The sequence below is a fragment of the Solidesulfovibrio alcoholivorans DSM 5433 genome (assembly GCF_000702665.1).
Lineage (GTDB): Bacteria > Desulfobacterota > Desulfovibrionia > Desulfovibrionales > Desulfovibrionaceae > Solidesulfovibrio > Solidesulfovibrio alcoholivorans.
Genome location: NZ_JNJA01000005.1, coordinates 166,772 through 179,372 on the forward strand (window position 1 = coordinate 166,772; position 12,601 = coordinate 179,372).

Annotated in this window: 10 protein-coding genes; 4 read left to right on the forward strand and 6 right to left on the reverse strand. The window is 66.7% G+C overall.

The annotated features are described in order from the left end of the window. Positions 1 to 747, forward strand: a complete 747-nt coding sequence (thyX, locus tag Q368_RS0111355) for an FAD-dependent thymidylate synthase (protein WP_029459191.1) — start codon at positions 1 to 3, stop codon at positions 745 to 747. A gap of 505 nt (positions 748 to 1,252) precedes the next feature. Beyond that, complete coding sequence (locus tag Q368_RS0111360) at positions 1,253 to 2,608, forward strand: DnaA ATPase domain-containing protein (RefSeq protein ID WP_029459192.1); 1,356 nt, start codon at positions 1,253 to 1,255, stop codon at positions 2,606 to 2,608. A gap of 271 nt (positions 2,609 to 2,879) precedes the next feature. Here the strand turns inward: Q368_RS0111360 and Q368_RS23095 are convergent, their stop codons facing one another. Both Q368_RS23095 and Q368_RS0111370 read right to left on the reverse strand, forming a co-directional pair. After that, positions 2,880 to 4,061 (reverse strand): PAS domain-containing sensor histidine kinase, encoded by a 1,182-nt coding sequence (locus tag Q368_RS23095; RefSeq protein ID WP_043785742.1) that lies wholly within the window; start codon positions 4,059 to 4,061, stop codon positions 2,880 to 2,882. Between the two features lie 71 nt (positions 4,062 to 4,132). Then, on the reverse strand, positions 4,133 to 4,882 hold the full coding sequence (locus Q368_RS0111370) for a UPF0280 family protein (RefSeq protein WP_029459194.1): 750 nt from the start codon (positions 4,880 to 4,882) through the stop codon (positions 4,133 to 4,135). Positions 4,883 to 4,987: 105 nt separating this feature from the next. Between Q368_RS0111370 and Q368_RS0111375 the strand changes: the two genes are divergently transcribed. Beyond that, entirely contained in the window at positions 4,988 to 5,866 is an 879-nt protein-coding gene (locus Q368_RS0111375) for a glycosyltransferase family 2 protein (protein ID WP_052360119.1), read from the forward strand. 139 nt (positions 5,867 to 6,005) lie between these two features. Here Q368_RS0111375 and Q368_RS0111380 read toward each other — a convergent pair whose 3' ends face one another. Next, positions 6,006 to 6,368, reverse strand: coding sequence for a molybdenum cofactor biosynthesis protein MoaE (locus tag Q368_RS0111380; RefSeq protein ID WP_029459195.1), 363 nt, complete (start codon positions 6,366 to 6,368; stop codon positions 6,006 to 6,008). A 73-nt stretch (positions 6,369 to 6,441) separates the two neighbouring features. Here Q368_RS0111380 and Q368_RS0111385 point away from each other — a divergent pair, with 73 nt between their 5' ends. Next, positions 6,442 to 9,099, forward strand: coding sequence for a tetratricopeptide repeat protein (locus tag Q368_RS0111385; RefSeq protein ID WP_245611330.1), 2,658 nt, complete (start codon positions 6,442 to 6,444; stop codon positions 9,097 to 9,099). A gap of 245 nt (positions 9,100 to 9,344) precedes the next feature. Here Q368_RS0111385 and Q368_RS0111390 read toward each other — a convergent pair whose 3' ends face one another. The 3 genes from Q368_RS0111390 to Q368_RS0111400 form a co-directional block, all read right to left on the reverse strand. Continuing rightward, complete coding sequence (locus Q368_RS0111390; RefSeq protein ID WP_029459197.1) at positions 9,345 to 9,662, reverse strand: TusE/DsrC/DsvC family sulfur relay protein; 318 nt, start codon at positions 9,660 to 9,662, stop codon at positions 9,345 to 9,347. 287 nt (positions 9,663 to 9,949) lie between these two features. After that, a complete protein-coding gene (locus Q368_RS0111395; protein WP_029459198.1) occupies positions 9,950 to 11,704 on the reverse strand; it encodes a YcaO-like family protein in 1,755 nt (584 codons plus the stop codon). Between the two features lie 105 nt (positions 11,705 to 11,809). Further along, on the reverse strand, positions 11,810 to 12,541 hold the full coding sequence (locus Q368_RS0111400) for a class I SAM-dependent methyltransferase (protein WP_029459199.1): 732 nt from the start codon (positions 12,539 to 12,541) through the stop codon (positions 11,810 to 11,812). Positions 12,542 to 12,601: the final 60 nt, after the last annotated feature.

Genomic DNA, 12,601 nt, shown 5'->3' on the forward strand with positions numbered 1-12,601 from the left:
ATGCCCGCAACGACCCTCGCCGTAAATCTCCTCGCCCACACCCCGGACGCGCTCTCGCTCATCTACGCCGCCTTCCGGCAATGTTACCATCCCGGGTATGTGGCGGACATGTGGCCGCGCCTGCTTTCCGGCGAGATCGCGCCGGAAAAGCAGGCAGAATTCGTCTCCCGCATCCTGGCCTCGGGCCACGAGTCCCCGGTGGAGCACGTTTCCTTCACCTTTGCCGTGGCCGGTGTGTCCCGGGCGCTTTCCCACCAGCTCGTGCGCCATCGCATCGCGAGCTATTCCCAGCAGTCCCAGCGCTACGTGGACGCCGCCGGCTTCGACTACGTGCTGCCGCCGCAGATCGCCGCCATCCCCGAAGCGCGCGCGCGCTTCGAGGCGGCCATGGCGCAGGCCGGCGCGGCCTACGCCGAGCTCCAGGAAATCCTCGCCGCAAACGGGCGCGGGGCCAAGGCCAACGAGGACGCCCGGTTCGTGTTGCCCAACGCCTGCGAGACGAAAGTCGTCGTGACCATGAACTGCCGGTCGCTCTTGCACTTTTTCGAACTGCGCTGCTGCATGCGCGCCCAATGGGAGATCCGGGCCATGGCCTGCGCCATGCTTGGCCTTTGCCGCGAGGCGCTGCCGGTCATCTTCGCCGGAGCCGGTGCGCGTTGCGAGCGGCTCGGATATTGCCCGGAAGACGAACGGTTTTCCTGCGGCCGTTATCCGCGATTGGCGCAAATGTCGTCTAGTTCGGTTTAAATCCCGAATTTCGGCCTTCCCGTGTCTGTTTTAAACCCGCCATTTCCGTGGCGGGTTTTTTCGTTTTTCCGATCGTAACGCGGCACGGATGCGGGACAATCTTTTTTTTACAATGAAATTAGCTTGTTGTTCGTGACATGTGCATGACCGTTTGGGGGGGCTTGACCACGGATCGGCAACGGCCAAGCGGGTTTCCCTTGTGGTCAACCCAAAAGTGATATGTTGGAAGACGAAAAAAATAAATCTTCAGTGCGAAAAGTGGAGATATTGCGAGATGCGCTTGTGGAAAACGCTTTCACATGTGTGTATAATAACTGCCGACAGCCGGAAAGCCCCGTCCGGCGTGGCCTCACAGGGACGGCCCCAAAGCCCCGTCCTTGCTTGCTCGAAAAATAAGTTTCATAAATCAAGCCTGTTATGCTGTAGAGAACCGGAAGCGCCCCCCCGGGAAAGCGGCTCCTAACCGGCCTTTGCCCCATGTCCCCCCCTCCGTAATGTGCCCCCCATGGAAACGATCTGGCCCAAAACAAAGCAGCTACTTGAATCGACCTTGAGTCCTGGACTCTACAACCTCTGGATCAAGCCGCTTTCGGCCCGGGCCCGTGACGGAGTTCTGGAACTTTCCGCCCCCAACGCCTTCGTGGCAACCTGGGTGCGGGATAGGCTGACCGACGCCGTGACCGAGGCCGCGGCCGTGGTCATGGGCACGCGGCCCAAGGTGGTCGTCACCGCCCGCGCCGTCGATGACGCGCCCGCGAAAACGGCGATCGTCCCGCCGCGCCCGGCCAAGATCCACAAATCCCTGACCCTGCCCATGGAGCCCAAGGCTCCGGAACTGATCCCGGACCGGTTCCGGTTCAGCTACGACGAGTTCGTGGTCGGCCCCTCCAACGAACTGGCCTACGTGGCGAGCAAGGGCATCTGCGACATGTCGCTCTCCGCCGACCAGCTCTTCATCAGTTCCGCGCCCGGCCTCGGCAAGACCCACCTCATCCAGTCCATGGGCCGCCGCCTGTGCCATGACGGCGAGGATCACGGCCGCAGCCTGCGCGTGGCCTACCTTTCGGCCGAGGAATTCGCCAACCGCCTGGTCATGGCGCTTAAGACCAAGCAGGTGGAGCGGTTCAAGGCCGCGTTTCGCGAAAACGTGGATGTGCTGTTGCTCGAGGACGTGCATTTTTTCCGCGACAAGCCGCGCATCCAGGACGAACTGCTCAATACCTTGAAAGCGCTCAATTCCCGGGGCTGCCGCCTGGTTTTCACCAGCTCCTTTCTGCCCCGCGACCTGACGGGCCTCGATCCGCAGCTGCTCTCGCGCATCTCCTCGGGCTTCCTGGCGGTCATCGACAAGCCCGATCTGGCCACGCGCAAGCGCATCCTCGAACGCAAGGCCGCCATCCACCAGGTGCTGCTGCCCGACGAGGTGTCCACGCTCCTGGCCGACCGGCTGCACGCCGACGTGCGCCAGCTCGAAAGCTGCCTGCAAAACCTCGTGCTCAAGGCGCGGCTCTTGAACTGCCGCATCTCCGTGGACCTCGCCTGGGACGTGCTGCGCCACTACGATCTCGCCGCACGGCCGCTCACCCTCGACGACATCGTGAGCTACGTCTGCGACGTCTACCGCATTTCGCCCGACCAGCTCGTCTCGAAATCGCGCAAACGCCAGTACGTGCTCGCCCGCAACACCGCCTTCCTCCTGGCCCGCCAGCACACCGACCTGTCGCTCGTGGACATCGGCAACCGCTTCAACCGCCGCCACTCCACCGTGGTCAAGGGCATCACGTCGATCGAGCGCCACCTGTCCCTGCGCACGCCCCTTGGCCGGGAACTCGAACGGACCATCGAGAGCGTCCATGCCTGAACTTTCCCCGTACCTTCCGGCTTCGCGCTGTCGCGCGCCCCGGCGTCCCCGGCCGCATTGCGGCCGGGCGGCCGGTTTTTTGGCGCGCCTTGACATACGATCAGCCATCGCCAGCTAGGGGGAGGCCGCCATTGGCCAGGCGAACGCCGGGCGCGCAAGCGTCCGGCGTTCGTTTTGGGGGCGGCTCCGGCGTCGCGCCTGTCCGCTCGGGCGAGGACGCTTGAAACAGCGCTTCGGAGAGGTGCTCAGGCCGTGTCCACAGGCCGCGAAGTCATGCGTCTTCGCGCGACGCCCGGGGGGCTGGCGGAAGGGTCACGGTCACCGTCGTGCCCGCCGTCTCCGAGGTGGTGAAGTCGATGCGCCCGCCGTGGGCCTTGGCGATGATCGCCGCGCTGTATGTCCCGAGTCCGGCGCCGCCCGCCTTGCCCGAGGTGACGCCTTTCTCGAAAAAGACGTCCCGGATCGCCTCCGGGATGACCCCCTGGTTGTGGACGGCCACGCCCACGGCGTCAGGTCCGGAGAATGTCCGCACCGTGACGGCCGCGCCCGGAAGAGAGGCTTCCACGGCGTTTTTGACGAGGTTGGTGAGCAGCGTTTCGATAAGAACTTCCTCGCCGTGGCACAGCGGCGCGGCCTCGGGGCCGCTTTCGGGAAAGAGGATGCGCGGGCCGCCGGCTTCGGTCTGGGGGGCCAGGGTCGCGGCCGTGTTGCGGCAGATGGCGCGCAGGTCCAGGCGGATCGCCGGGGGGGCGTACTCGCCGCGCTCGATCTGGAGGATCTTTTCCGTGGAGTCCACGAGGTTGACGACGTTGCCGATGGCGTGGTGCAGCCGTGGCAGCAGCGGCTTGACCTCCGCGTCCTGCACATCGGAAAAAAGGGCCTGGGCCAGGGTTTTCAGGGAATTGAGCGGCGCCTTGATGTCATGGCGGATCATGCGGTCCACGTCCCGGCGGAACTGTTCGTCCTGCCGGCGCTGGGTAACGTCGAAGCAGTAGCCGATGTAGCCGCCGAACGCGCCGTCGGGCTCCGTAAACGGGCAGCCAATGTCGAGAATCCAGCGATACCCGCCGCTGTGGTGCAGCAGGCGGTATTCCATCTCGAAGAACTGCCGGGCGTGGAAGGCGTGCAGATAGGTTTCGAGGCAGCGCTGGAAATCGTCGGGATGCACGCCCTCGGCCCAGCCGTCGCCGAGTTCCCGCTCGAGCGAGCGTCCGGTGAAGGACAGCCAGGTCTTGTTGAACCAGTCGCACTTGGCGTCGCGCCCGGCCCGCCAGATGAGTGCCGGCGCGTCGTCTAATATGGTGAGGTAGAAGTTGGCCGGCGCATTGGTCCGGCCGCACCCCGGCGATTCCTGCCCCGTCGCCGCGAGAGCCGCCTCGAGCGTCGCGATCCTTTGCCGCGCCGTGGCCAGTTCCCCGCGGAGTCGTGCGATCGAGGTGTTTGCCTGTTCCATGGTATGCCTGCCGTTCCCGAAGTGGAGAGCGTGGGCAATTCTTGGCACAAATGCCGCCCCGTGGGAAGTGGTCAGGATTCGATGGCCGCGAGTTCCACGTCGCCGACCACGCCGACCATCTCGCCGAGCTGGGCGAAGACGCCGCGCACGCCGCGCCTGCGCAGGGCTTCCGCCGCCGCCAGCACGGCCGGCAGGTCGGCGCTCGTGCGCAGCATGTTGCCAAGGGCCGTGGCTGCGGCATCGGCCACCGCGCCGCGGTCCGCGACCACGGTCACCATGTCGGCCTCGCCGAGGGAGAGCGAATGCCCCACCGTTGCCGAGGAGGCGCACACCGCCGCCGGCAGCTTGTCCGGCGCGAAGGTGAGCGCCAGGCGCGCGCCGTCCACGGGCCTGGCGAGAAGGGCCACCGTGCGCGCCGCCGCGCCGCGCAGGAAGATGTCGCCGCCGTTTTCCACCACGATCTCGGGCGAGGCTGCGGCAAAGGCGTCGGCCACGGCCTGGGAAAAGGCACCGGCCACGGCCGCGAAGGGTCCCACGCCGAAGCGCGCCGCCGCTTCCGCCATGTCCCTGGCGATGGCCGGCGCGTCGTCGCCGACGGCCACGGGCGAAAGCGAGGTGCGAAAATCCGGGTGGAGCAGGATGTACGTCTCGAGCCCGCGCCGCAGGGCGGAGACGTAAGCGGCCACGTCCCGGCCGAGGTCGCGTGCGGCCAGGACGAACAGGTCGGTCTGCGCCACCACCACCTGGAAGGCCTGCTCCCCGGCGCGGGCGAGCAGTTCCTGACGGTAGGCGCGCACGGAATCGGTGAACACGGACGGCATGGACGGCGGTCCTCCCTTGGGGCGCGTGCAGCAAATTACGCCAGGCCGGCGCGCCTGGGAAGGGCGGCCTTGGCAGGGCGGAAGCGGGCATGTAAGCTCGCGGCCATGGAGCAGCCAAGCCATGCCGGGACGTTCGCCGGAACGGACGCGCCCCTGGTCACCGCCGTCATTCCCGTGCGGGACCGGGCGGGGATGATCGGGCGCGCCGTGGCCTCGGCCCTTGCGCAAACGGGCGTTTCCCTGGAAGTGGTGGTGGTGGACGACGGCTCCACGGACGGCACGGCGGCGGTGCTTGCGGGCATCGGCGACCCCAGGCTGCGCGTGCTCGCCCACGCGCACTCCCGGGGCGTTTCCGCGGCGCGCAACACAGGGCTCGCTGCGGCCAGGGGAGCCTATTTCGCGCTCCTTGATTCCGACGATGTCTGGCTTCCTGAAAAGACCGCACGGCAACTGGAATGCATGCGCGCGCGGGGGCTGGCCATCAGCCAGACCCAGGAGATCTGGATGCGCGGCGGCCGGCGCGTCAACCCCGGGCGCGTCCACGCCAAGCCGGACGGCTTTTTTTTCGAGCAGGCGCTGGCGCGTTGCCTGGTCAGCCCCTCCACGGTCATGCTCACTCGGGAATTCTGGCTGGAGATCGGCGGCTTCGACGAGACCCTGCCGGCCTGCGAGGACTACGACCTGTGGCTGCGCACCCTGCTGCGCCATCCCGTGGGGCTGCTCGACGCGCCCCTGGCCGTGCGCCACGGCGGCCGCGCGGACCAGCTTTCGGCCATCTACCTCGGCCAGGACCTCTTTCGCATCCGTTCCATGTGCAAGCTCCTCGCCCGCGACGATATTACGGACTGGCACAGGGAATGCATACAAAAAGAACTGTGGCGCAAGGCCCTGCGCTACGCGCAGGGATGCCTCAAGCGCGACAAGCCGGAAGAAGCCGCACGCATAATGGAATTGATACGCACAGCCGGGGCGGACCATAAATGAACCGGACGGCCGGGGTGGCCCCCGATCAACCGGATCACCTGGAAGCGGGCGGCAGAGTGGAAGCGAAAGGAGGGAAATCGTCACGCGAGTCCAGAGGGCGACAGCCCTTTGGCCGCCGGAGGCGTCCCCCCGGCCCTTCTCACTCCGGCGCGAGTTCTTTCTTGGTGATGGCTTCGGCCTTGATGCGGGTGAGCGTGTACGTCAGCCCGGCCAGGACGTGCTCGCGGATGTCGCCGGCCGCGACGATGAACAGCAGGTCGTCGCCGGGCGTGAACGTGCCGGCCCGGGCTTCGACCAGCACCCGGAACATGCCGGGCATGGCTTCGCCCTCGCGGCGGATGGCCTCGACGAGGTCCTGGTCCACGCGGACTTCGAGCTTGCCCACGGGGGCGCCGTTGCGCGACGTGGCCCGGGCCACGCCGTTGTGCACGAGCACCATGCCGACCTTTTCGAGAAAGCCCGGCTCGGCCTTGAGAGATGCGATGGTTTTTGAGATGTCCATGGAAGCCAGATAAGGGAGAAGCCCGCCGTTGTCCACATTATACATTACTAGTTTACTCGAGAAATTGCCCCATGTGAGTTCCACCCGGATGGTGCACACGGGCATCGGCGTGTGGGTGGCCTGGGAGGGGCAACTCGACGCGGCCTTCGACGCCATGCTCGAGGACTACGGCGGCTTCCGCATGGCCGAGACCACGGGGCAGTCGCTGTGGTACTTTCTCGGCGACGAGGGGCTGCGCGCCCTGGCCCGCATCCATGTCTGGGGCCGCGTCAACGCGTTGCCGATCTTCATCGAGGTCTTCCCGGCCTCGCTGCTCGTCGGTCCCAAATTCGACCGCACCCTGTCCATTTCCGTGGAACTGTCCCGGCAGCATGCCATTCCTTCGGATTCCCTGGAGATCCTGCTCCATCCCAACCTCAAGCCCCAGCTGGCCGGCAATCCGGGCCTGTCGGGCACGCCGGTCAAGCCGTCCTCGGGGCTGGCCCGGGTGCATTTCGAGCGCTTCGAGGCCGACCCCGGCCTGGCCTACGACACGGGGCTGGCCTGGATGGGGGTCATCCGGCCCCTGGGCGACCCCTTGAGCCGCGACACGGCCGAGGGCTGGCGCAACATCGCGGCGGAACTGCACGACATCATCGACCGCCTGGGACTCAGGTTCATGCGCCACGAGGGCTTCCTGCTGTTCGAGGCCCCGGGGCTCAAGCATTTCCGTACCTGGTGCCGCGACACCGTCTCGCGCATCATGCGTCTGGAAGCGGAAAAGGACGCGGGCGGCGACGGGCATTACTGGCCGAGCGTCATGGCCGCGGTCCCCTCCAAGGGCCGCACCTTCGGCAAGGACCTGCCGCGCCGGCTGGGGCTCAACTGGGACCAGATGGCCCCGGACTTTCCGCACATGAGCTTTCGTTCGGCCTTCTTCCTGGGGGACGAGTTCGTCATCCACGAGGCCCGGGCGCTTTCCCGCGGCGTGAACATCGACGACTGGTGCAACGTAAGCCTGGTCACGGCCGGGGAGGAGTCCGACAAGGCCGGCTCCCTGGCCGTGCCGCTGCCCGGCAACCTGTCCGCGGCCGACGCCGTGCCCTGCTTCTACTGCGGCCTGAGCAACCACGAGCCCCGGCAGTGTCCGTCCAAGGTCCTGGACGCGCCCCGCCCGGACGTCTGGGAGCGCTTCGGCCGGCTGCCCATCACCGGGCTCGAAGCGCTCTCCCAGAAGCTCGACGCCGCCCTGGCGAACGACACGCTGGGCGAGATGACCAGGCGCCTGACCGGCAAGGAAGACACGGACCTGTTGCTCGCGGCCATTTTCGAGATCGACCAGTCCCTGCAGACGCGCATGCTGGAGGCGGTCTGGCGCGCCAAGGGCAAGGATCTGCCCGCGGGGCTGGCGCAGACCGGCCGGCGCGAGGGGGATTTCTACTGGGACGCGCTGACGGCGCTTCGCGAGCGCAACGCCGAGAAGTACGAGGAAATGCTGCTTCAGGCCCTGACCAAGTACCCCCGCGCCTACCAGCCCAAGTCGCTCCAGGGCTTCGCCGCCATGGAGGCAGGAGACTGGACCAAGGCGGTCTACTACTGGCAGGAGTCCGGCCGGCTTTGCTACACGGCGCTGCAACGTGCCTATTTCCTCTGGCTCCAGGCCCGGGCCTTCGAGGTCCAGGGCGAGCAGCACAAGGCCATCTCCCTGTATCGGGAGAGCCTCAAGGAAAGCCCCCGCTGGTTCGAACCCGTCTACCGCCAGGGCGTGTGTCTGGTGAAGATGGGGTTCACGGACCAGGCGATGCAGCTTTTTTCGCAGCTGATGGCTACGGACCCGTCCATGTTCAACCGGGTGATGATCGACCCGGAACTGGAACGGGGCCGGCTGCACATCCTGGCCGCGCTGTGGCGGGTCTGGAAGCAGGCGCAGGAGGCGTCCCAGGCGCTCGTGGCCAGCCTTGGCGCGCTTTCGGAATCGCTGCGGGAGCGGTTCCTCGAGGGGGAGCCGTACCTCGTCGCCTCGGAGGAGAAGATCCAGGAACTGCTGGCGCTTGGCAAGCTGGGCAACTACGTGGCCTACAAGGGGTTCGAGGCCGGCGTCGCGGATGTCGAGGCGCAGGTCGCCAAGAAGGTCGCCAGCGAAGTCAAGGTGATGCAGGCGGAGCAGGCCCGGCAGTACGAGGACCTCAAAAGCGTGCAGCGCGAGGCGGCCTGGTTTCCGTTCCCGTCGCTGCTGCGGGAATTCAACACCGATTTCAATTTCTGCGCCACCAAGCTCAACTGGATGCGGACCTCGCCCATGGACGAGCCGGCGAACTTCCACAAGAGCCGCGAATACCTGCCCGAGGTGGACGAGCGTATCCGCACCTTGCGCACGCGGCTCATCACGCTGCGCATCGTGCGCGATTCGACCTTTTTCTGCATGCTGCTCGGCCGCAACTTCCTGTGGATGGAAGTGGCGGGACTCGGGCTGTCCCTGGTGCTGGTGCCGCTTTTCGTCTACCTGTTCCAGTCCTCGGGCCAGGGCTGGGTGGCGGACATGATGGAGCAGCAGAAGTGGCAGCTGCAAAAGGGGCTGGTCATCATCCTGACCATCGCGGCCATGGCGCTGGCGGCCATCAAGACCGCCATCTCCTTCGAGTCGAAAAAGCGCAAGCTGTTCAAGCTCGCCGAGGAAGGCAAGCTGCCGAAGAAAAAGCCCAAGCCGAAAAAGAAGCCGAAGCCCAAGGCCAAGCCCAAACCGCAAAAGTAGCCGGGAGGCCGCGGCGGAAACGCCGCCGCGCAGGCCACGCCCGATGCGCGCTGGGCTCGCGGGCCGGCATCGGTTGCCGCGCCCGCGCGCGCCTCGTCGCGGTCCGGCGTGTCTGTCGGGCCGTCGCCGCTTTGTCCCCGGGGCAGGGAAGGGCTGCGGCGCAGCCGCGCCCCGGCACGGGCCCATGGGCGCAAAAAAAGGCGGCGAGTCGCCTCGCCGCCTTTTTTCCTCGAGGAAAGGTAGGCCTAGACGCAGCCGGTGGGCTTGGGCAGGCCGGCCATTTTGCAGGCTCCTTTGCCGGGTCCGGACGGGAACAGCTCATAGATGTGCTTGAGCTTGAAGCCGGTGACCTTGGAAAGGATGCGCACCATGGGGGCGATGCCGTTCTTCTTGTAGTAGTCCTGGAGGAACTCGATGACCTTGTTGTGCTCGGGGGTCAGTTCCTTGATGCCCTCGGAGTCCTTCACGTAGTCAACCCACTCCTCGGTCCAATCTTCAAAGCGCTGCAGGAAGCCGTCTTCATCGACTTCGAACGATTTGCCTTTGTACTCGACAGTAGCCATGCGCATCCTCCTTACAGGTTGTGAGAAAAGCGCCCGGACCGTTTGCGGAAACCCGGGCGGGTTCCTGACGGCGCCCCGTGTTACGGGAGGCCTCACCCATGAATCAGAGCACCCTTGATGCCCGATGGGTCAATGTTGCACTGGCGAGCCGTGTGAGAAGGCTCCGGCTCCCGAGTTATTTTTTTAACGTAATCGCCGCAGCCCTGTTTTGTCAATGCCTTTCACGGGATTGGCCGTGTAGTATTGCCAAAAATGTCCATGAAATCGCTTTATTGTGGCAAAGCGTGTCAAATTGCTTCCCCTTTGATGCGCGCCAAAGCCTTCCTGGCGAAGTCGATGCCGGCATCAAGGGACAGGGCCGCGTCCAGATGGTGGACGGCCATTTCCAGCCGGCCCATGCGCTCCAGGCACAACCCCAGGTTGGCCAGGTCCATGGCCGAACCCGCGTCAAGGTCCAGGGCGGCCTGGAAATCTTCGGCCGCGCGGGCGTAGTCCCCGGCGCGAAAGCGTGCCACGCCGCGCAGGTTGTAGTATTCCTTGACCTCGGGACAAAGGGCGATGGCCCGGTCGAGCAGGGGCGGGGTTTCGGCATGGCGGCCCATAAGCGACAGGGCGTGGGCCTGGTAGAAGGCGGCCAGGGCCCGGTCCTCGTCGCGCGTCTCCCGTTCCCAGGCCCGGGCGAAGTGCGGCAGCGCCCCTTCGGGGTCGTCCAGGCGCAGCGCGAGCATGCCCTCGTAAAACGGCACGTAGGCCGCCTGCGGGAAAAGCGCGGCGAGCACGGCAAGCCCGGCCCGCGCCGTGTCCGGGTCGGCGCGCTCGGCGAGCATCCGGCCGGTGAAAAGCCCGAGGCTCGCGGCAGGAGTGCGCTCGCGAAAGGCCAGGCCCGGAGCGAAGCTGTAGTTGGCGCAAAGGCCCAGCTCCGGGTGGGTGGTTTCCACGGTGAAAAGCGGATGTCCGAGCGCCGCCATCCGGTCGGCCAGGGTCGCCAGTTCCGCGGCGATGTCCGGGGCGGCGAGATCGGGCAGGCTGGCAAGGGGCGCGACCGGCCCGTCCATGACCCAGGCGGCGTCGGCAAGGCGCGTGAATTTCGGCAGGCCCGAGGCCTCGTAGTTGCTCCCCGTCTCGAAATCGCCGGCCAGTTGCGCCACTTCGGTCAGGGCGCGGATGGCGGCCTTGGCCGGGGAGGAGGCCGTACCGGCGGTGAAGACGATCTCCGAAGCGTGGGGAAAGGTGGCCGGGTCGTAGGCGATGGCCGCGACGGTCGGCGCGGGCATGCCGAGGCTGAAGTCCTTGAGCACGACCCGGACGCCGGTTTTCTCAAATGCGGCGAGCAGTTCCCGCAGCACCGGGTCGGTGCAGCTTTCCGGGGCGATGGTGGGGAGCGTGGGCCGCGTGCGGTCGATCACGGCGCAGACATGGCGTTCGATGAGTTCGCACGCGCCCTGGAGCACGGATTCCTCGTAACAGTTGCCGGCCGAGGAGCCGTTGAATTCGTTTAAGAGCTTGAACCAGTCGAGGGGCACGGCCACGTCGCGCCCGGCGGCCACGTCCCGGGCCAGGACGAAATCCCAGGGGTACAGGTCGAGGATGCACCTTGCCGTGGCCGCGTCGCAGGCGTCGCCGACGCTGTGGGCGACGAGCCGCGGCGGCAGGAGCGCCTCCCCGAAAAAGGTTTCGGCCTGGCTCCAGGTGGCCGGGGCGAAGCGGTCCGTGTCGGCGAAGTAGGAAAAGAAGCTGAAGCGTTCGGCCAGCTCCATGAGGGCCGAGGCCTCGGCCTGGATGGGGCTTGCGCCCTTGCCCATTTGCTTGCGCGTGGGCATGACGCCGCGCGCGGCCTCGCCGCACAGGCTCATGTACACGGGGATGCCGAGGCGGCCCGTGTCGATGCGCCGGGTTTCGGCGAGCACCCCCTTGCCCAGGCGCGCGAAGGCTTCCTTGGCCCGGGCCACGGTCTCGGCCGGGGGGCAGGTCTTGTCCAGTTCCAGGGTGTGGGTCTTGGGCCGGGAAGTCAGGCCGCGCAGGGCGGCGGGGGATGCGTTCATGCGATGCTCGCTGTGTTCCCAGGCGGCAGGGGCGGTCTTGCGGCCGGGCGGACGCGTCGCCCGCGCTGGGGGGATGGGTGGCGGCAGGGCCGGACGCGGGCCGGTTCAGGCATGCTTGCGGGGGCGCAGGCGGAAGACCTGGCACAGTTTGCGTTCCGGCTTGCCGTCGGCGGGGTCGGTTTCCTTGTAGCCCACCACGCGTTCGGTGATGTGGAATTCCTTTTCGGCCAGCGTCATGAAGCGGCCGGCCCGGCGGGTGAAGTCCTTGATCAGCACGACTTCGGCGGCCGGATCCGGGGCGATGTGGGCCAGGAGGAACTTGCACAGCCCGCGGTAGAGGTCCTCGATATACAGGACCTCGGCCCCGAGGATGACGTCGAAGCGCCGTCCCAGGCGGTCGGCGGCAAAGTCTGCGCGGGCGACGCGCGCCCGGTCGGACAGGCCGTTTTGCAGGATGTTGATCCGGGAAAACAACAGGGCGTCGGGGTTGATGTCGGTCAGGAGCACGTCGAAGCCGCGCCGGGCCGCAAACAGGCCGCACACGCCGACGCCCGCGCCGAGTTCCAGCAGCGTGCGCCCCTCGCCCGGGCCGAGGTGGGGCAGGAAATGCGAAAGGAGCATGGCGGCGGGCCAGATCTTGGCCCAGTAGGGCAGCGTGATCTGGCCGTTGCCCGCTTCCCGGACCAGGCGGTCGATGAGGGCTTCGAGGTCGTCGATCTGGAGGATGTCCAGCGTTTCGCCGGCCACGGCCACGGGTTCGAAACGGACCGTGTAGCGGCTCTTGGCGAAATCGAGCAGTTCGTCCAGGGGGGCGTCGAGGGAAATGGTACGGCTCACGATTGGCTCCCGTTTTGGTAGACAAAGGCGGCTTACCGCGAATCGGCCGGGGAGGCAAAG

Coding starts and splice junctions, on each gene's coding strand:
- thyX (WP_029459191.1), top strand. CDS start 1: ATGCCCGCAACGACCCTCGCCGTAAATCTCCTCGCCCACACCCCGGAC.
- Q368_RS0111360 (WP_029459192.1), top strand. CDS start 1,253: ATGGAAACGATCTGGCCCAAAACAAAGCAGCTACTTGAATCGACCTTG.
- Q368_RS23095 (WP_043785742.1), bottom strand. CDS start 4,061: ATGGAACAGGCAAACACCTCGATCGCACGACTCCGCGGGGAACTGGCC.
- Q368_RS0111370 (WP_029459194.1), bottom strand. CDS start 4,882: ATGCCGTCCGTGTTCACCGATTCCGTGCGCGCCTACCGTCAGGAACTG.
- Q368_RS0111375 (WP_052360119.1), top strand. CDS start 4,988: ATGGAGCAGCCAAGCCATGCCGGGACGTTCGCCGGAACGGACGCGCCC.
- Q368_RS0111380 (WP_029459195.1), bottom strand. CDS start 6,368: ATGGACATCTCAAAAACCATCGCATCTCTCAAGGCCGAGCCGGGCTTT.
- Q368_RS0111390 (WP_029459197.1), bottom strand. CDS start 9,662: ATGGCTACTGTCGAGTACAAAGGCAAATCGTTCGAAGTCGATGAAGAC.
- Q368_RS0111395 (WP_029459198.1), bottom strand. CDS start 11,704: ATGAACGCATCCCCCGCCGCCCTGCGCGGCCTGACTTCCCGGCCCAAG.